This is a genomic window from Sporosarcina obsidiansis (assembly GCF_009651005.1).
GTDB classification, from domain to species: Bacteria; Bacillota; Bacilli; order Bacillales_A; family Planococcaceae; genus Sporosarcina; species Sporosarcina obsidiansis.
The window spans coordinates 23,049-41,499 of record NZ_WHVW01000003.1 but is presented as its reverse complement, the minus strand read 5'-3'; the positions used below and the strand labels follow the sequence as shown (position 1 = coordinate 41,499).

Sequence of the window (18,451 nt, the reverse complement as noted above, 5' to 3'; positions counted from 1 at the left end):
ATGGTGTTCAGGTAAAGTACTCCAGTTTTGCATTGGGGAAGAATTCATCTATATAGCTGTATAACCGATCCTTAATCTGATCTTCCTCATCTTTCGGGTAGATGTACTTTCCGATTCCATATTTACCCCATTTGTAACGCCGCTTTTCTTCATCCAACTCCAACTTGGTTTTGGGATAGTTTTTTTCAATCACTTTCTTGGCAGGCTTTGTAAAGCGGTGCTGAATTAATTCAAAGGTGATATCATCTCGTGCATCCATTGGAAGTTCTGCGTCTAGACGTTCGAACATGTGTCGATATCCTTCTTCCCAACCCTCGTGCAAATAAATTGGTGCCACAATGAACCCAAGTGGATAGCCAGCGCGAGCTACTTTTCCGGCCGCCTCAATCCGTTTATCCAATGGAGAGGTTCCCGGCTCAAAGTTTTTGATGACATAGTCGGCATTCACGCTAAATCGGAATCTGGTATTGCCGTTGTGCTTAGCGTCAAGTAAATGATCGACAAAATGAAACTTGGTGACAAACCGTAGCCGACCGAGCTCTGTTTGGCCAATATGCTCAATTGTTCGTTTTAATGAATGTGTTAGATGATCGATGCCCACAATATCAGAAGTACAGGCAGCTTCAAAACGCGTGATTTCAGGCGCACGCTCTTCGATATAACGGTCTGCTGCCTCTAAAATTTCTTCTACGTTCACGTAAGTTCGAATATACGGTTTACTCCCCATTGTCGTTTGTAAATAACAGTAATGACAATGCCCCATACAGCCGGTGGCAAGCGGTATCGCATATTCTGCAGACGGTTTCGACGTATCAAACTTTAAAGTTTTCCGTATTCCGACTACTAGCGTTGACTTCGCCATGCGATATTTTTGAGCATCCGTTTCACCCGGAAGATTCCGCACTTGATTGTGTGACGTTGTGTAGCGGATTTCAATACCCATCTCTTCAAATTTACTTTTCAGCTCTTGTCCTAAAGCGTACTCCAATGCTCCCGGTTCGAAATAGACTAACTGCGGAATAAAGGGTTTATTCATAGTAGTTTTTTCTCCTATGCGATTTTTATTTCTATTAGTGTGAGTCATTCCGTTTAGATTATGTCGCTCAAAGATTTTCTTTGTTTCTCCATATTCTTCCCGACGATTTAAGTAAAAAAGTCCAATCTCTATATATTCACCGCGTCCATAAAGGTGAATTTCCGTTGAAGCTGTCCTGAAAGTGAAATATCTTTCAGTGGCAGTTATTTTATTTACGTAAAAAAGCTAGGCAACGCGCCAAAGTTGCATCGCACCGATCGGTTTCTATGGGCGGTTGGGTGAGATTTCCGACTTTGGCCACACAACCAGCCAAACGATTCGTTCACCATCTTACAAACAGCCTAGGATGAACAGAAATTTTCCTATCCAACCAAAAATAAGAGCCGCCCGAAAAGCCAGGTGAAAACCACTTTTCGAACAGCCCCCTTTTCATTTAGACAATTGCGTGAGATGTAACGTCAAGGCCCAAGTTATGTGTTAAATAGTTGCTGTCAAAATAAACTACTAAGGGGTTTTGATAGGCCGTGTCAGTAGCCTGTACCAATGTATATATTGAATTATCATAGATTAGACAGGAACGATGCGTATGAAAAAATTAGTAATTAATGAGATTCTCGATCTTCAATCCAGACAATGTCAACCACAAAACAAAACTCCTATTCCTTTCATGCTAATTCAACAAAATGAAGACCCGATTTGTTTTTCAGTAGCTATATCTGGAACATTCGTTAAATCCCCGTTTATATTGATTTCTTCTATCAAACAAAGCCATGTCATGGTTGAAGTACTGGCTCCTATTCGTGACGTTCTGTTGCGAACAAAGGCTATAGTTGTTTTAAACCTTTCAAACATTTACAGGATACAAACCGTCACGAACCCCGTGTATGATACCCTCGAATTATGTAAGCCATTTGAACAAATCATTAGTACACCCTTTTCATTGTTAGAAGATGATTGTCACGTCATATGGAAGGCATTGCTTAATCGAAATGAGGATGAAGCAACCATTACCGTGAGCTTTCAAGGAAATGCAGAGGATGTGACCGTTTGGCTTTGCACAAATAAAGGAACATTTTCACTAGTGGTACGAAATGGAGAGACTAGTACAATTAATGTAAACGATTTACTAACTATTTCATTAAGCAGCGAAGTACACCCCATTGATGGAGTGATTGATATTCAAATAAAGTCTCTCCATTACGACACAATCTGCTTTCTATGAATAAGAAAACACTGATTGCCGAAGCAATCAGTGTTTTTCTAGTGATTAAGCTGTGAAGTCTAGTGGGAAACAGATTTCAAAATCTAAGCGTCCGTCTTCCGCATTGTCTAAGGACGTACCTCTTACACGGATACGTTCCAAGTTCTGCAATTGAACTGTAATTGATCCACCGGCAGGAATTGTTTGGGTAGTGTCTCCAGGTCCATCTACTTCAAATTCGATAGTCATATCGGCATTTGTATAGTTGACCACTGTATACACTCCAATGTTAAGCAAACTCTGAGGATTATAAAAAATTGTTTCATAATCGTCAATTCTCGGCCCACGCACTTCAAACGGTACAGACTTACATACACATTTAACCGCAGCGTCTGTTGCGCTTCCTGCTACCCATTTGCCTCGTGAAACAAAGCAATCGTTTTTACAAGTCATATTCTCTCACCTCCTACCCTTAGAATACGCACGCGCTAAGAGCTTGTTTAAGTACTGCGACTAGTAAAAGGCGAATGCCTGTTTGTTTTTTGAACCTGATGAATATGTATATAGACTATTTATTTACATAGACCTTGACCGCAAAACCACGACTGTATATACTGTACATATACAGTATATAATCAGAGATAGGGTGATGTGTTGAATATTGTCATCTCCAATTCAGTGAACCAGCCGATTTATCTGCAAATCAAGAATCAACTGAAGGAGCAGATTTTATTAGGGGCACTGAAAGAGAAAGAAGCGCTGCCTTCTATACGCAAACTTGCAAAAGACTTGCAGATCAGTGTCATTACAACAAAAAAGGCCTATGAAGAACTGGAACGCGACGGACTTATTGAAACGTTTCCGGGCAAAGGTTCATTTGTCGCTACACAGAACCGCGAGATTTTGAAGGAAGAACAGTTAAAGAAAATTGAAGAACAGCTGGTGAATGTGATTGAAGACGGACGGGCTTTTGACGTGGATCTTGAAGAACTGATTCATATGCTGACATTGCTGTACGAGGAGTGAATTGAATGGAAAATATAGCAGAAGTACGAAACCTGACGAAGCAGTTCAATGGCTTTGCACTGAACGATCTCAGCTTTGATATTAAAAAAGGATTCATTACCGGATTCATCGGGGCAAATGGTGCAGGAAAAACGACGACAATCCGCTGTTTGATGGATTTGATTCGAACTGAACAAGGAGAAATCCGAGTATTTGGCGAGTCACATGAAAATCATACTGCAGAGATCAAGGAACGCATCGGATTTGTCTATGACGCGGATTTCTATTATGAAGATCTTACTATTGAGAAAAACAAACGGATTCTCGCCCCCTTCTATTCAGAGTGGGATGATGAACTGTTCTATCAGTATCTTAGGAAGTTTCAGCTGAATACTGCTAAACGCGTCAAGCATTTATCCAAAGGAATGCGCATGAAGTTTTCACTTGCAATGGCACTCTCCCACCATCCTGACTTTATCATTATGGATGAACCGACAGCAGGGTTGGATCCGATGGTCCGCCGCGAGCTGCTTGATATGATGCAGGAGCTTATACAAGATGAGGAAAAGGCTATCTTCTTCTCGACACATATCACAACTGATTTGGAGAAAATAGCAGATTTTATAGTGTTCATTCATGATGGACGGATTATCTTTCAAGGAGAGAAAGATGAATTCACGGAACGCTATGTATTGATAAAAGGTACAGCAGATCAGCGCAGTCTGCTTGATGAATTGCCTGTGATTGGACTGCGTGGAACAGATGTCGGCTTTGAATGCCTGGTGGATACTGCGGAAATCCCTTTAGACCAACTGTCATCATTACTCGTTGAACAACCGACACTCGAAGACATCATGTATTACACAGGAAGGGGCGGATCTCAATGAACGCTTTAATAAGAAAAGATTTATATACGCAAAAGGTGAGTACCTACTTCCTTACAGCCCTGTGGTTCGTCATATTCACAAACTTTTTTACAGACGGTCAGCCTGTGCGCCATGTCTTACTCCTGATCTTCCTAGCTTATTTCATAGCCATTTCAACCAGCAACAAATCTATTGAGAAAGAATCTGTCTTAATCAACAGCCTTCCAGTCACAAGAAAACAATTCGTTCTGGCTAAGTACGCGGCCGGTTTCATGTGGTTCGGTCTGACCGCGGCTGCGGTGCTCGTTTATATCTTCCTGTTCGATACGTTCGCTCCGTTTCCTACACGGATGATGACGATACCTGAATTACTTATCGCACTCGGAAGCTTTTTTATCATCATATCCCTGTTTTATCCGCTGCAATTCAAAGCGGGATATGTATTGGCTACTTCTTTGACGATTATCTTGCCGTTACTGAGCATGATGTCGTTCAGAATCATACTGAACATCATGGAAAATCCAAGAATGGTAGCGGAACAAAAATTCTTCCGGCAAACCGCGGAGCTCGTCACTGTCAATCAATGGACAGTCGCACTCGCAGTCCTTCTGGTCAGCACCTTGGTGACGTGGCTATCCATCCTGGTATCTATACGAATTGTACGCAAGACTGACTTTGACCATGCGTAATATTTTACATCTTATAACTTTCTCAAATGAAAATCGTTAAATAGTACAAGTAAGATTTCATTACTGATACAAAAAGGAGGATATATGGACATAAAACCAATTGTTGAGTTACAAAATTTGACGAAAGTCATCGGAAAGAAAAAAATTATCGATGATGTAAGTTTATCATTATATCCCGGCCAAATCACCGGATTCCTGGGGCCGAATGGAGCAGGAAAAACAACGACGATCCGCATGATGGTTGGACTGATGAAGCGGACGAGCGGCGAAATCCTCATTGACGGCAAACCGCTTTCGGAGAACTTTGAAGAAGGCCTGTCGAAAGTCGGCGTCATTGTGGAAAATCCCGAGATGTACAAATTCATGTCGGGCTATAAAAACTTGGTGCATTTCGCACGCATGCAGAAAAATATCACCAAAGAACGGATCGATGAAGTCGTCCGACAAGTCGGATTGGAACAGCGAATTAACGAAAAAGTGTCCACTTATTCTCTCGGCATGCGGCAACGCCTCGGTCTGGCTCAGGCTTTATTGCATCGGCCGAAGTTTTTGATCCTGGACGAACCGACAAACGGACTGGACCCTGCAGGCATTCGAGAATTCCGTCAGTACTTGCGTGTTATTGCAGAAACTGAAGGGGTTTCTGTATTCGTTTCGAGCCATATGCTCTCGGAAATCGAATTAATGTGCGACCGGATAGCTGTAATTCAAAATGGCAGGCTGGTCGATATCCGCGATATGTCAGAAACCGCACAATCTCATTATTATCTGGAACTCTCCCCTGCCGAAACAGCACAGAGTCTGCTGACTTCCAAAGGTTACGCGGTAGAATCACTGCCCGTCGGCTTGGTACTACAGGCCGAGAAAAATCAAATTCCATCGGTCATACAGTTGCTGACGGCTAATAGAATCGAAGTGTTCGCTGTGCAACCGCACCGTAAAACATTAGAAGATCAATTCCTGGAAATTACAGGAGGTGGGCAAATTGCTGAAGCTCATACAAAATGAATGGATGAAACTCTGGACAAAAAAAGGCACCTGGATCATGACGCTTTTATTAATCGTTCTCGTCATTGGCCTAATGGGATTAACCAAGTGGATAAATAGTCAGAACACGACAGAGCCAACAGATTGGAAAGCGAATGTACAGGAACAATTGAAATATACTAACGAAGCTCTCCAATTGGATTTACCAGAAAGTGAACGAAAGCAAACAGAAGAAACAATTAAAATTTTGGAATACCGTCTAGCTCATGACATTCCTCCTTTAGCAGAGGATAGCCGCGAGTCTTTGATTATCAACCCTGTAGCAATTGGCAGTCTCGTTGTATTACTCACTGTCATTGTAGCAGCAGGCATTGTGGCTTCTGAATTCTCTCAGGGAACCATTAAAATGTTACTTACGCGGCCAGTCAAACGGTGGAAAATCATGACATCAAAATATATCACCGTTCTCCTATTTGGGATCTTGCTGATGTTCATTGGATTCATTGTTACTATCGCTTGCGCATACATTCTATTTCCTGCTGGTGGCGGTCAAGAACTGAAGTGGGACGGTAATGCAGTGGTTTCCTTATCTGTATGGGGACATGGCTTATACATGCTTATACTGTCTTTTGCCAATGTCATTATCACGGCTACCTTCGCGTTTATGATTGGAAGCGTATTTCGTTCAAATGGAATGGCAATTGGCCTTTCCCTCTTCATTTTCTTTACAGGCAATACCATCGTGTTATTACTTGCAAAATACGAAATCGTGAAGTATCTCGTGTTTACTCATATGGACCTTACCGTCTATGAGAACGGTTATCCATTTATAGAAGGAATGACGATTACTTTTTCACTTACCGTTTTAGCTGTATACCTCGTCATCTTCCTAGTAATCAGCTATATGGTGTTTACAAAACGAGATATTACTGCATAAATAACGATAATTGTGTAATAGGAATTAACGTATAGAAAAAAAGGCAGAAAGGTTGCGAGAACGGTAGCCGAGCTGCCTTTTTCTCTTGTTTTTTTCCGTCTGCAAAAAGCAAAAATTGTCCTTTCTTTGAAAGCTGTGAAAATTTAGCTATTGATATTTTTTCGTGGTAGATACTATAATAACAATATAGCGACATAGTCGTTAAATTAGCGCAAAGTATGAGGTGTCACTAATATGCAAAAGAAAACGATTACAAACATGGTAGAAGAAATATTTCCACAGGTCATAGAATGGAGACGCCATTTACACCAGAATCCTGAACTGTCATTTGAAGAATATGAGACGTCCAAGTTTATTGAAGAACAGTTACAAACATTTGACGGGATTGAAGTATCAAGACCTACTAAAACGAGTGTGATGGGAAGATTAAAGGGCTTGGCTGGGGAAGGAAAAACGATTGCTATGCGTGCGGACATCGATGCACTTCCAATTCACGAAGAGACTGGCATCCCTTTTGAATCACACGTAGAAGGAAAAATGCATGCGTGTGGACACGATGGACATACTTCCATGCTACTTGGTACAGCAAAAATTCTGTCAGAAATGAAGAAAGCGCTTACCGGTGAATATGTGTTTTTATTTCAGCATGCCGAAGAATTACCCCCTGGTGGCGCCAAGGAAATGGTCGAGGCAGGAGTATTAGAAGGTGTAGATTGCATCTTAGGGATGCACTTATGGTCTACCGTACCAGTTGGAGAAATTCAGGTGACAAAAGGTGCAATGTCAGCTGCATCTGACATTTTTGATATTACTGTAAAAGGAAAATCAGGACACGCATCTCAACCTGAAGAAGCAATCGATGCGTTGGCTATCGGTGCACAGATCGTATCGAACCTTCAACAAATCGTCTCACGGGTGTTGAGCCCTCTTGAAAGCGGTGTCATCTCGTGTACACGTTTCCGGAGCGGTGACGCTTATAACGTGATTCCTGACCAGGCCCTAATTGGCGGTTCCGTTCGTACATTATCTAATGACGTAAGAGAGAAAATCAAAACAAACATTGAAAAGATCAGCTCTAATATAGCTGAAGCTCATGGTGCTACTGCCGAGTTGTCGTATCAATATGGCTATGATCCCGTTGTAAATGATATCGATTTATCGACCAAAGTTTTACAGCATCTCACAGATTTCTTTACAGAGGAAAAGGTAGAGATCGTACCACCTATGATGGGCGGAGAAGACTTCTCAGCATTCAGTAATATCGTACCTGGTTGTTATATTGGCGTGGGAGCCATGCAAAAAAGGGATGATGTCTTTTATCCTCACCACCATCCACGTTTTGAAATAAATGAAGAAGCATTGAAAATAGGCATCTCTTACTTCGTTTCGACTGCTCTATTTTTAACTAGCCAAAGCTAAAGGAGGAAGAAATATGAGGCACGACGTAGATTCTTCTCAAAAGAAGGATTCGTTTTTCAACAAGATGTTGAATCGAATTGAAATTGCAGGAAACAAACTTCCAGATCCAATCGTTTTATTCGCGATAATGGCATTAATTATTTTAGTCATCTCTGCAATTGCTTCGTACCTGAATCTCTCTGCTGTCAGTCCGGCAGATGGTAAAGAAATTGTTGTGAAAAACCTTCTTTCAAAAGACGGTATTTTGGACATGTTGACGGGTATGGTCAAGAACTTCAGTGACTTCCCACCACTTGGCGCCGTCTTAGTCATCATGCTTGGTGTGGGGCTTGCAGATGAAAGTGGATACTTTAAGACCTTAATGAGAAGAGCTGTTCTTTCTACACCGAAAAAAATTATCATTCCGATGATCGTTTTAATTGGTATTATTGGAAACGTTGCTGGGGATGCCACGCAAGTCGTATTGCCGCCACTTGCTGCAACCATCCTCATGTCTTTCGGTTTCCACCCATTTGTCGGATTAATTGCTGCCTATGCATCAACGCTTGGTGCCTTCTCAGCAAATATTCTCATTGGGATGAGCGATACGTTAGCTGCTGGTTTCACAGAAATCGGTGCGCAAACTGTGGATCCTTCCTTCATTGCCAATCCCGCAATGAACTATTATTTCATTGCCGTGTCAACCTTCTTCTTGCTCGTTGTTGGAACATGGGTTACTTATAAATTTACGATCCCACGCTACGGTATGTTTGAAGGAGAGATAGTAGCAAATGAGGTAATTACACCGCTTGAAAAGAAAGGATTACGATGGGCTAATATTTCTGTAGTAGTTGTAGTGGCTATCGTGTTAATCGGAGTCATCCCTTCTAATGGCTGGTTACGGAATGCTGAAACAGGTTCTATCATCCAAGGTTCTCCGCTTATGGCAGCAGTGGTTCCATTAGTCATGATTCTATTTTTAGTACCCGGCATTTTTTACGGAATCGGCGCACAAACTATCAAGAGCACCAAGGACTTCGGACAGCAAATTGGACGTGCGATGAGTTCGATGGGACCTTATATAGTTCTTGTATTCGTCTCCGCTCAAATGCTTGCTTATTTTAATGCAAGTAACTTAGGAGCAATCATTGCAATTAAAGGCGCAGAGTTTCTAGACGGCATTGGATTTAAAGGAATTCCATTATTCGTTTCCTTCATTATATTTGTGGCATTAGTTAACTTATTAATAGGTAGTGCCTCAGCAAAATGGGCAATCCTGGCTCCTATCTTCGTACCGATGTTCATGTACTTGGATTATCATCCGGCATTTACACAGATGATGTACAGAATTGGAGACTCGATCACTAACCCGATCACACCAATGTTCCCCTATTTGGTACTTATCTTAGCGTTCGCACAGAAATTTGATAAAAAAGCGGGGCTCGGTACGCTAATCGCAGGACTGTTCCCTTACTCTGTATTCTTCGGTATTTTCTGGATCATTCTCTTAATTGTTTGGTACTTGCTAGGAATTCCAGTAGGACCAGGTGCACCTATTTTTCTAAATTAATGATATGTAAAGTGTCTCTTAGCTTGAGTTTGCGGCTGAGAGGCACTTTTTTAACGTTGGAAGTGGGTAATGATTAGGATGTAGGAAGTTTACGTCAAAGCTCATTTATTTGTTATACTAATAGGAATACATAGGTTATAGAGGGGGGTTAACATGTTTAAAGTAGCAATTATCGGCCCAGCTATTTCTATCGACCGGATACAAAGTGTAATAAAAGATTTTCCTTCACGACTATCTTTTACTCCTTTTGTATATGAAAATGCCGTTGAAACCATTGACATTGTTCATACACACTATGAAAAATTTGACTACTTTTTATTCTCTGGTCCCATTCCATATGATCTAGCTACACGGACGGGGTTAGATGCTGCTAAGTTCTTTTCGATTGTCCTACTAGAAACGGGATTTTATAAAGGATTGCTCAATGTAACAAACCAAGTGAGGAAACCAATCGAACGCTTAAGTATCGATATCGTCAATACCTCGAACATAATCGATGCATCACTGAGCCAGCTGAATATTCCAGTAAAAGATGTCTTTGTAAAACCATTTGATGCAGCTATAGATTATTGGACGTTGTACGAACATCACCTCCGTTTATGGGAAGCTGGCAAGGTAGATGCGGTTTTGACATGCTATCCTGCCGTTATGGATGAGTTACATAAAAAAGGAATCCCTGCCGACTGGATTAGTACGACGAAACTAGCGACACGACACGCTCTCGAAATTATTGACAACCATGCAGAAATCTCATTTTTAAAACGATCTCAAATTGGTGTATGTATGGTTCATATTGATAACTTGCTGTATGAAGATCCCTCCAAACTCTCTTATGATATACAATTCACTACACTGAAGTTGAATGAAGAGTTATTACTATTGAGTCGAGAAATGAACGGGTCCTTCATCAGCTTTCGTGAAGGTCAGTATATGATATTCAGTTCACGCGGAGAGATTATCGATACGTTTTCCATACTACGAGAGACAATTGGGCGGCTAGAACGTGCGTGGGATAGAAAAATAACTAGTGGAATAGGCTTTGGCGATTCTGCATTAAAAGCTGAGATGCATGCCAGGAAAGCTCTTCAGCTCACACAACGAGAACCAGATACGATCATTCTAATAGACCATGAAGGAGAGATTCTTGATTTGCCGAAGGAGCAGTATGACGAGTCCTCGGTATATCATGACATTCATTTGCTCAATCGCTTAAAAGCTGAAAATATTAACATTCAACTATTTGATAAAATTCGCGAAGTGATTAGACGAAAGAAATGGTCTACCTTTACAGCAAAAGAACTTGCATTCGAATTAAAAATGAGTGATCGCAGTGCGCAACGTACTCTTTTAGCGTTAACAACCGCAGGGATTGTAAAACATGCAGGTGAGGAAAAGGCTGTTTCGAAGGGACGACCAAGTAAGCTATATAAACTCGATGTAACGTTTCATTAATTAAACAGCCTATTCGACAAGTGTCTCTGTCGAATAGGCTGTTCTTATGTGCCGCAATACGTTTGATAAGAAGTCCCATCTGAAGGCGGTGTTACATATTCCTCTTGTTCAGTTGTATAAGCATACGGTTTCTCTAGGACATGCAATAGTTTCATCAAGACGTTCATGTCGCCTTCTTCTGCCGCTGTCAAAGCCTCTTCCACGCGATGATTTCTCGGAATAACAGACGGGTTATGCTGTTTCATTAGCTGTTGAACTTTCCCTTGATCGTTCGATTGACGCTGCAATCTAGCCGTCCAACGTTCCTTCCATTCAGTGAACTCTGCAGTGTGGAACATCTGCTCAGTTTCCCCTACTGTCAATGATCGGAAAGTATTTGTGTAATCGGCTCGATGTTCTTTCATTACATCTAACAAATCCTTCACAAGCACCTCATCTTGCTTTTCCTCATTAAATAGACCCAGTTTCGCTCTCATCCCACTCATCCAATTCGTCATGTACAACTGTGCAAATTTAGAAAGCTTATTCTCTGCCAGCTTCACTGCCTCTTCTTGATCTTCATGTAGCAACGGTAAAAGAGTTTCCGCAAATCGCGTTAGATTCCATTCTGCGATCCCCGGTTGATTACGATAAGAATACCTTCCTTGCACGTCAATCGAGCTAAATACAGTTACAGGATCATAGTTGTCCATAAAAGCACACGGTCCATAGTCGATCGTTTCCCCACTGATTGTCATATTATCTGTATTCATGACACCATGAATGAAACCTACAAGTTGCCACTTGGCAATTAAAGAAGCTTGTTGTGTAATCACGTGTTCAAGTAACGATAAATAAGGATGGTCTTCCTTTTTAGCTTGTGGATAGTGACGCTCAATCGCATAATTAGCTAACTCGCGCAAATCTTCTGTTACTTGACGTGCCGCTGCGTATTGAAACGTCCCCACCCGCAGATGACTAGAAGCTACCCGTGTAAGCACCGCACCTGTCAAAACCGATTCTCGATAAACTGGCTCACCAGTAACCGCCACAGCTAAACTACGTGTTGTCGGAATCCCAAGACCATGCATCGCTTCGCTGATCACATATTCTCGCAACATAGGTCCAAGTGCAGCCCGTCCATCTCCTCCGCGAGAGAATGGTGTCCGCCCCGATCCCTTTAATTGAATGTCCACACGGTCCCCTTGGAGCGTAATGTGTTCACCGAGAAGCATCGCGCGTCCGTCACCGAGCATCGTGAAATTACCAAATTGGTGTCCTGCATAGGCTTGGGCAATTGGTTCTATTCCTGCAAGCTTTTCATTACCTGCAAAAATAGCTGCAGATTCATTTTTCTTCAGTTGTTCCGTATTTAGGCCGAGAGAAGTCGCAAGCTGATCGTTCAGAATGACTTGCTGTGGCGAACTAACGAGATTCGGCTCCGTAATCGCATAAAATGTCGCAGGCAGATTACAGTAGCTCATTTCTACATTCCAGCCCACATGATTTATCTTCATAAGTTCTCCTTTCATTTCACCTGACATATCGTACGTAATATAAACCAGATACCCAATTCAGGGGGGAGATATAGTAGTAAATAGAAATGTGATTTCTTTTCTACACTTAGAACTAATTACTTAAGCTCAAACCAAATTATTTACTTGTCTTATTGATTTATACCCAAATATATCTATACTAATAATAAACAACTATTTAGGAGGCCGAATTAATGTCTTCATTTCGTCCCAAAATGAACGTGGAGCAGTTACTTCAGCGAGGCACCGATTTAGAAGCGCCTGCTCGTTTTAAAGAGACATTGCATTATAATCATTTTCAAAAAACAGATATTGAAAACCTGGAGGAGCTATATAAAAAGCTAAAGAATATTACACCTACCATCTCCGAAATTTTCGAACAATACTTAAAGGAACTTTCTCCTGATCGTCAAAACCCGGTTCCCAAATCATTGATTGATAGTTATTTGAAGAACTTCTTCACTCATACCCGTGATAAAGAGTATATGGAAAAAACTTTGCAATTTTTCTTTATTCTGCGGAAACATCAGTTTGAACCTGGAAAAACAATTGTGCTGTTCAATCAATTTTCCTTTTATATTCAAACGCATTTATTGTACCATTTTGGCTACCGTCCAGGAAAAGCATTTGAATTGCTGAAATCACTACAGTCTGCTGTCAATATTGATCAACAGCTATATATTGAACTAATGACAGAGCAGACCGTGGAGCATGTCGTAACAGAAATTTCCCAGCTTGTTGATGCCAATGCTAAAATTATGTTCATGAAAGACTTGATTTTCAATTTAGATCACCAATCAGATGAGATCCAATCATCCACTGCTGCCACCGAACAAATTACAGCTTCCATTTCTGAGGTAGCCAACACGTCCTCACGTATATCGGAAAAAACTGCAGATTCGGTAGACTATGCCATAAGTAGCAAAAAGACGATAGAGACTACTTTAGAAGATATCTTCCAAACAGAAGAGCAGTTCCGTTCTATTGTCGAAACCTTTTCTTCCTTACAACACCGTGTAGGTGAAATTGAAAATGTCGTGCAATTGATCAACAATATTGCGGGTCAGACAAATTTATTGGCTTTGAATGCATCCATCGAAGCGGCCCGTGCTGGCGAACACGGCAAAGGATTTGCAGTTGTTGCACAGGAAGTTCGGAAGCTTGCCGAAAATACTGTATCCGCACTGGCGGAGGTAACAGAAAATGTCGGGCATCTAAAATCTTATGCGAATAGCGTATCCCGCTCCATTGAGGACACTACAAAAATCATTACTCATGCGACAGTCGAAGCAAAAAACTCCTTACCATTACTGTCAGCTATCGTAACGGCAATTGAGGAAATCAATATGGACGTTAGCAATACCGCAGCTATTTCAGAGCAACAAGCTGCCTCAATTGATGAAGTATCCAACCGAATGATGGCGATTTCTCAGACACAGGAAGACATCCGTCATTTCGGTGAACGTACATCGGCTTCGATTTACAGTCTGAGTCAGGAAATCAATAAATTCCGTTTACGGATCATCGAAGAAAACAATGTACATCTATCGTCCAGTACAATGCTGCAATTGTCAAAAGCTGACCATATTCTTTGGAAGTGGCGTATTTACAATATGCTTCTCGGTTTAGAAACCGTAAAACCTTCAGACGTTTCGTCACATCAGGACTGTCGACTTGGCAAATGGTATAACATGGACATCACAAAGAAGAGACTAGGTCATTTATCTTCTTATCAAAATATGGACAAATACCACGCGGATGTCCACAAATATGCACGTGAAGCAGCGATACATTTCGAGCAAGGAAATATAGTAGCTGCGGAAAAAGACTTACAACAGTTGGAGACAGCCTCTTCGGAAGTGCTTCACCTTCTTGATGATTTAATTGATGTGATTGGGAAAGAAAATATGAACTTACAACCAGTCTAAATTTTACTTAGAAAACAGGGCTATCTGGAATGTCATGCACCACGATGCTCCAGATAGCCCTTATTCATTAGCTTTTAGCAAGTGAAAATCCTCTTCCTAGAATTTCCGATGCATTTATAAATACTACAAAAGAATGTGGCTCTTCTTCCTGCAAGATTTTTTTCAAATAAATGGCTTCCTGTTGCTCTACCACGCATAAAATCATCGTCTTCTCTTGATTGGAAAAGCCACCGATGGATCTTACTTTCGTCAATCCCCTATCGATTTCTTCTTTAATAATTGTCTGAACTCGTTCCTCTTGCTCCGTAATGATCAGCACAAGCTTGGAAGGTGACGTTTGCAGCTGTACAAAGTCTATCACTTTACTAGTCACAAAAATCGCCATCATAGCAAATAAGGCTAACTCTAAATTAAACACCATTGCGGAACCAATTACGACGATTCCATCTACGATTAATTGAGCATAACCACTGGACAAGCCGGTATACTTTTTCACAATCTGCGCAACAGTTGCAAGGCCACCTGTCGACCCATTGCCTCGGTAAACAATTCCCAGCCCTACTCCTAATAGAATTCCTCCATAGATCGCCGCCAATAAAGGGTTATCTATCGCGAATGGGATATCCTTACTTAAATAAATCGTTAACGGCACAAAAAATGTACCGACCAATGTTTTCAAACTGAAATCTTTTCCAAGTAACGCAAGGCCAAGGAAAAATATAGGGATATTAATCAGCCACTGCACAAAAGCTGGTTCGAATTGATATAACTCATATAAAATCGTACTGATACCCGACACACCGCCTGCTGCAAGTCTAGCAGGCAGGAAAAATATATTATAAGCCAAGCCAACAAAAACGGAGCCAATCATAATCCAGATGTATTCTGTAATCAGCTTTCTTTTCGCTGTATAGGTCTTCAAGTTTCATCCCATCCTTTCCTAGTGGCTTGAGCCGCCTTTGTCAGTTTACATTATTTTGATCGAGTTGGCATCTTCGTATGTTAACTTATACTATTCTTAACACTACCTAAAGACGTAATTTCTTTCGAAACGAAAAGAAGAACGAATGTTTCTTTTTTGATACACACTTGTATTCCCACGTGTATAAAGAACACAACAATTTATAATAGGAAGAATGAACTTATGGAAGTGCGCGTGCTTCAACTGTTAGAAGGCTTGACAGAAAGTGTTGAGCAGGTTGATAAACGTTTTGAACAAGTTGATCAGCTGTTTGATCGGGTAGGTCATCTCCTAGAGGATATTGGTGGACAGGTTGAGTATCAAACGATGTTACAAATAGAAAAAGATTAAATGGCTACTAAGGAATTTACTTTAATCAAATCTCGCATTTTCGATTTAGAGTCAAGAAACCATTAGCTAAAAAAATCCAGTAACCATTTACATCTACTGAAATTTGAAACTTAATGTCACTATTTAGATGATCGTCTGCGAATGTACTTCAGACGATCATTTTTTATATTTCACTGTCTTTCCTAATAATTTCTACAGCATCAAATAAGAAAAGTACTAGCATTACTATACTTCTCCATAATATCTTTGCACACAAATTTACCTTTAGGCATCTACTACTACATAAGCCCATATTATAAGAAGGATGTGACAGCTTGGATTTGACGCCGTTTATCGATGCGCTCCCAATTCCCCAGTATTTATCGCCAAAGGAGCGGCATAAGTGTTTTACCTATTATGAAGTTTCGATGAAAGAGTTTTTTCATGAGTTTCATAGTGAGTTAGCACCCACTAAGATTTGGGGCTATAACGGTCAGTTTCCTGGACCTGTCATCAATGTCAATCGTGGAGAGTGCGCACATGTCAAGTGGATGAATCAGCTGCCTGAGAAGCATCTGTTGCCGATTGACCGAACACTCCATGGCTCAGGAGAACATATGCCCGATGTTCGGACCGTAGTGCATTTGCACGGAGCTGAAGTTGAACCCGAAAGCGACGGCTACCCGGAAGCTTGGTTTACGAATGATTTTAAATTCGTAGGACCTGTCTTTGATTCACCCGTCTATAAATACAATAACAATCAGCGCGCCTCCACCCTGTGGTATCACGATCACGCTGTTGGCATCACGCGTTTAAACGTCTACGCGGGACTCGTTGGGATGTATATCATTCGGGATGAAGAGGAACGCAAGCTTAATCTGCCTTCCGGTGCCTTTGAAATTCCTTTAGTCGTTGCAGATCGAGGTTTCAATGAAGATGGTTCGCTATTTTATCCTGACACAACGAATGTCAGACCAGGTCCTCTTGAGCCGGGCCTAGAATTCCCTCATCCCTCTGTTACACCAGGAGAAACCTTCGAAAACATTACAGTGAACGGTAAGGTTTGGCCATTTTTAGAAGTAGAACAGCGAAAATATCGATTCCGTATTGTAAATGCTTCCAATGAACGTTTCTATCGATTAAAACTCTCCAACGGTCAAAAGTTCATCCAAATCGGAAGCGATGGAGGGTTATTGGAGAAACCTGTCTACATGACTGAATTACTAATCGCTCCAGCAGAACGAATGGATGTGATCATCGATTTCTCCAAACATGAGCCTGGAACTGAAATTGTTATTAAAAACACAGCGAATTCACCGTTTGATTTTCCACCGCCTATTGGAGTTCCGCCAAATCCTGAGACAGATGGACTTGTAATGCAGTTCAGAGTAATCGAAATAAACGGATCTGACACTAGCAAAGTACCGACATTCTTGAGCCACATTCCTAAGTTAAAAGAATGCGATGCAGACCGGACACGGGATATTACATTTGACGCAACCATTGATGAGTTTGGACGTTTTAAATTTTTATTGAACAACAAGGGATTCATGGAACGGATAGACGTGAAACCAAAACTGAACGATATGGAAATCTGGCGGTTTATTAATGCCGCGGGCACCACACACCCATTGCATATTCACCTCATTCAATTCCAAATCCTCGACCGAATTCCGTTTGATGCGCAAGGCCTCACGTCGAATGGATTGCTTCATTTTACAGGTCCGCCCCAGCCACCTGCAGAAAACGAACGCGGATGGAAAGACACGGTTCAATCACCACCTGGATTCGTCACCCGTGTCATCATGCGGTTCGCTCCGTTCACAGGGCGTTACGTATTCCATTGTCATATATTAGAGCATGAGGATTATGATATGATGCGGCCATTTGAGGTTGTCGAGCGTAGATGTCAATATACATGTTCTTGTAAGAAGCGCTGCACATGTGAGTGTAAATGTAAACAGACTCGAACGATTCCATGTGGTTGTAAAGAAGATTGCAACTGTAAGGAAAAACAACCTAGCACTCCTTCCAAAGAGGAAGATTGCCATAAAAAAAAATGTTCAAAATGTCCGCCTTGTTCGGAAACTTATCGATGCGAGTGTGAGTGACGTGAAAACCCGAGAGTGCGATTTCGATTCATCCCTCGGGTTTTTACTATAGTACATTCTTATTTGCCGCCTGGACCATTTTAGCGGGCATTTTCTCATGTAACCGCCAAACGAAGCTGATCGGTTGGCTTCCTGTATGACTTACATAGTCAGTTATTCCGAGAAACGTGAACGGTGCAGTATATCCAGAGTCTTTTTTGTATTCCCTAACGAATAGCGCAATATGATTCCCTGTTTGTCGATGATTGATATATCGTTTACCAGTTGGACTGGTGTCAGACGTACGACTTTGTGATTGCCAATGGAAAAGTCTATCATTGATTGCATAATCCTCATATTGAGTAGACGGTGAAAAATCCTTATCTGACTTATTTAGTGTAATGAAAAAGATATCAGTTTTCAGATCCTCAAAGTATTTAACTCCTTCACGAGGACTGCGAAGAGCAGCTAGAATTTTCCCATTTTC

Annotated in this window: 16 protein-coding genes and 1 pseudogene; 12 read left to right on the top strand and 5 right to left on the bottom strand. The window is 41.3% G+C overall.

Annotated features, from left to right (window positions below):
• Nucleotides 1-7: 7 nt before the first annotated feature.
• A complete protein-coding gene (gene splB / locus GD002_RS03725; protein WP_153730999.1) occupies nucleotides 8-1,036 on the bottom strand; it encodes a spore photoproduct lyase in 1,029 nt (342 codons plus the stop codon).
• 586 nt (nucleotides 1,037-1,622) lie between these two features.
• Between splB and GD002_RS03720 the strand changes: the two genes are divergently transcribed.
• On the top strand, nucleotides 1,623-2,258 hold the full coding sequence (locus GD002_RS03720; RefSeq protein ID WP_153730998.1) for an S-Ena type endospore appendage: 636 nt from the start codon (nucleotides 1,623-1,625) through the stop codon (nucleotides 2,256-2,258).
• 45 nt (nucleotides 2,259-2,303) lie between these two features.
• Here the strand turns inward: GD002_RS03720 and GD002_RS03715 are convergent, their stop codons facing one another.
• On the bottom strand, nucleotides 2,304-2,690 hold the full coding sequence (locus GD002_RS03715; RefSeq protein ID WP_153730997.1) for an S-Ena type endospore appendage: 387 nt from the start codon (nucleotides 2,688-2,690) through the stop codon (nucleotides 2,304-2,306).
• 201 nt (nucleotides 2,691-2,891) lie between these two features.
• Between GD002_RS03715 and GD002_RS03710 the strand changes: the two genes are divergently transcribed.
• The 8 genes from GD002_RS03710 to GD002_RS03675 all read left to right on the top strand — a co-directional run bounded on the left by GD002_RS03710 (nucleotide 2,892) and on the right by GD002_RS03675 (nucleotide 11,141).
• The gene (locus GD002_RS03710) at nucleotides 2,892-3,263 is read left to right on the top strand and encodes a GntR family transcriptional regulator (RefSeq protein ID WP_153730996.1); all 372 of its coding nucleotides are present in this window, start codon (nucleotides 2,892-2,894) and stop codon (nucleotides 3,261-3,263) included.
• 5 nt (nucleotides 3,264-3,268) lie between these two features.
• Nucleotides 3,269-4,129: an ABC transporter ATP-binding protein gene (locus tag GD002_RS03705; RefSeq protein WP_153730995.1), complete on the top strand. Its 861-nt coding sequence runs from the start codon at nucleotides 3,269-3,271 to the stop codon at nucleotides 4,127-4,129.
• Nucleotides 4,126-4,797, top strand: a complete 672-nt coding sequence (locus GD002_RS03700; RefSeq protein ID WP_153730994.1) for an ABC-2 transporter permease — start codon at nucleotides 4,126-4,128, stop codon at nucleotides 4,795-4,797. The genes GD002_RS03705 and GD002_RS03700 overlap by 4 nt, the downstream gene beginning before the upstream one ends.
• An 84-nt stretch (nucleotides 4,798-4,881) precedes the next feature.
• On the top strand, nucleotides 4,882-5,805 hold the full coding sequence (locus GD002_RS03695) for an ABC transporter ATP-binding protein (protein ID WP_153730993.1): 924 nt from the start codon (nucleotides 4,882-4,884) through the stop codon (nucleotides 5,803-5,805).
• Nucleotides 5,783-6,721 (top strand): ABC transporter permease, encoded by a 939-nt coding sequence (locus GD002_RS03690; RefSeq protein ID WP_153730992.1) that lies wholly within the window; start codon nucleotides 5,783-5,785, stop codon nucleotides 6,719-6,721. Before GD002_RS03695 ends, GD002_RS03690 begins: the two co-directional genes overlap by 23 nt.
• A 234-nt stretch (nucleotides 6,722-6,955) precedes the next feature.
• Nucleotides 6,956-8,140, top strand: a complete 1,185-nt coding sequence (locus tag GD002_RS03685) for a M20 metallopeptidase family protein (protein WP_153730991.1) — start codon at nucleotides 6,956-6,958, stop codon at nucleotides 8,138-8,140.
• Nucleotides 8,141-8,153: 13 nt separating this feature from the next.
• Complete coding sequence (locus tag GD002_RS03680) at nucleotides 8,154-9,689, top strand: AbgT family transporter (protein WP_153730990.1); 1,536 nt, start codon at nucleotides 8,154-8,156, stop codon at nucleotides 9,687-9,689.
• 153 nt (nucleotides 9,690-9,842) lie between these two features.
• Nucleotides 9,843-11,141, top strand: coding sequence for a helix-turn-helix domain-containing protein (locus GD002_RS03675; RefSeq protein ID WP_153730989.1), 1,299 nt, complete (start codon nucleotides 9,843-9,845; stop codon nucleotides 11,139-11,141).
• A gap of 44 nt (nucleotides 11,142-11,185) precedes the next feature.
• Here the strand turns inward: GD002_RS03675 and GD002_RS03670 are convergent, their stop codons facing one another.
• Nucleotides 11,186-12,637 carry a protein adenylyltransferase SelO gene (locus tag GD002_RS03670; protein WP_228548282.1) on the bottom strand — a complete coding sequence of 484 codons (1,452 nt, stop codon included), beginning with the start codon at nucleotides 12,635-12,637 and terminating at the stop codon, nucleotides 11,186-11,188.
• A 212-nt stretch (nucleotides 12,638-12,849) separates the two neighbouring features.
• On the opposite strand from GD002_RS03670, the gene GD002_RS03665 reads away from it, so the two are divergent.
• Entirely contained in the window at nucleotides 12,850-14,583 is a 1,734-nt protein-coding gene (locus tag GD002_RS03665) for a globin-coupled sensor protein (RefSeq protein ID WP_228548281.1), read from the top strand.
• Between the two features lie 67 nt (nucleotides 14,584-14,650).
• Here the strand turns inward: GD002_RS03665 and GD002_RS03660 are convergent, their stop codons facing one another.
• A complete protein-coding gene (locus GD002_RS03660; protein WP_228548299.1) occupies nucleotides 14,651-15,454 on the bottom strand; it encodes a YitT family protein in 804 nt (267 codons plus the stop codon).
• A gap of 273 nt (nucleotides 15,455-15,727) precedes the next feature.
• Here GD002_RS03660 and GD002_RS03655 point away from each other — a divergent pair, with 273 nt between their 5' ends.
• On the top strand, nucleotides 15,728-15,895 hold the full coding sequence (locus GD002_RS03655) for a hypothetical protein (RefSeq protein WP_153730986.1): 168 nt from the start codon (nucleotides 15,728-15,730) through the stop codon (nucleotides 15,893-15,895).
• 314 nt (nucleotides 15,896-16,209) lie between these two features.
• Nucleotides 16,210-17,985: a multicopper oxidase family protein gene (locus tag GD002_RS03650; protein ID WP_153730985.1), complete on the top strand. Its 1,776-nt coding sequence runs from the start codon at nucleotides 16,210-16,212 to the stop codon at nucleotides 17,983-17,985.
• A gap of 46 nt (nucleotides 17,986-18,031) precedes the next feature.
• Here the strand turns inward: GD002_RS03650 and GD002_RS03645 are convergent.
• A pseudogene (locus GD002_RS03645) lies at nucleotides 18,032-18,415 on the bottom strand (DUF3427 domain-containing protein); the annotation flags it as partial.
• Nucleotides 18,416-18,451 lie beyond the last annotated feature (36 nt).

Excerpts from the sequence above, each read along its gene's own strand:
- GD002_RS03670 (WP_228548282.1), bottom strand. The coding sequence starts at position 12,637 with ATGAAGATAAATCATGTGGGCTGGAATGTAGAAATGAGCTACTGTAAT.
- GD002_RS03715 (WP_153730997.1), bottom strand. The coding sequence starts at position 2,690 with ATGACTTGTAAAAACGATTGCTTTGTTTCACGAGGCAAATGGGTAGCA.
- GD002_RS03685 (WP_153730991.1), top strand. The coding sequence starts at position 6,956 with ATGCAAAAGAAAACGATTACAAACATGGTAGAAGAAATATTTCCACAG.
- splB (WP_153730999.1), bottom strand. The coding sequence starts at position 1,036 with ATGAATAAACCCTTTATTCCGCAGTTAGTCTATTTCGAACCGGGAGCA.
- GD002_RS03675 (WP_153730989.1), top strand. The coding sequence starts at position 9,843 with ATGTTTAAAGTAGCAATTATCGGCCCAGCTATTTCTATCGACCGGATA.
- GD002_RS03720 (WP_153730998.1), top strand. The coding sequence starts at position 1,623 with ATGAAAAAATTAGTAATTAATGAGATTCTCGATCTTCAATCCAGACAA.
- GD002_RS03660 (WP_228548299.1), bottom strand. The coding sequence starts at position 15,454 with ATGATTGGCTCCGTTTTTGTTGGCTTGGCTTATAATATATTTTTCCTG.
- GD002_RS03655 (WP_153730986.1), top strand. The coding sequence starts at position 15,728 with ATGGAAGTGCGCGTGCTTCAACTGTTAGAAGGCTTGACAGAAAGTGTT.
- GD002_RS03705 (WP_153730995.1), top strand. The coding sequence starts at position 3,269 with ATGGAAAATATAGCAGAAGTACGAAACCTGACGAAGCAGTTCAATGGC.
- GD002_RS03700 (WP_153730994.1), top strand. The coding sequence starts at position 4,126 with ATGAACGCTTTAATAAGAAAAGATTTATATACGCAAAAGGTGAGTACC.
- GD002_RS03680 (WP_153730990.1), top strand. The coding sequence starts at position 8,154 with ATGAGGCACGACGTAGATTCTTCTCAAAAGAAGGATTCGTTTTTCAAC.
- GD002_RS03695 (WP_153730993.1), top strand. The coding sequence starts at position 4,882 with ATGGACATAAAACCAATTGTTGAGTTACAAAATTTGACGAAAGTCATC.
- GD002_RS03665 (WP_228548281.1), top strand. The coding sequence starts at position 12,850 with ATGTCTTCATTTCGTCCCAAAATGAACGTGGAGCAGTTACTTCAGCGA.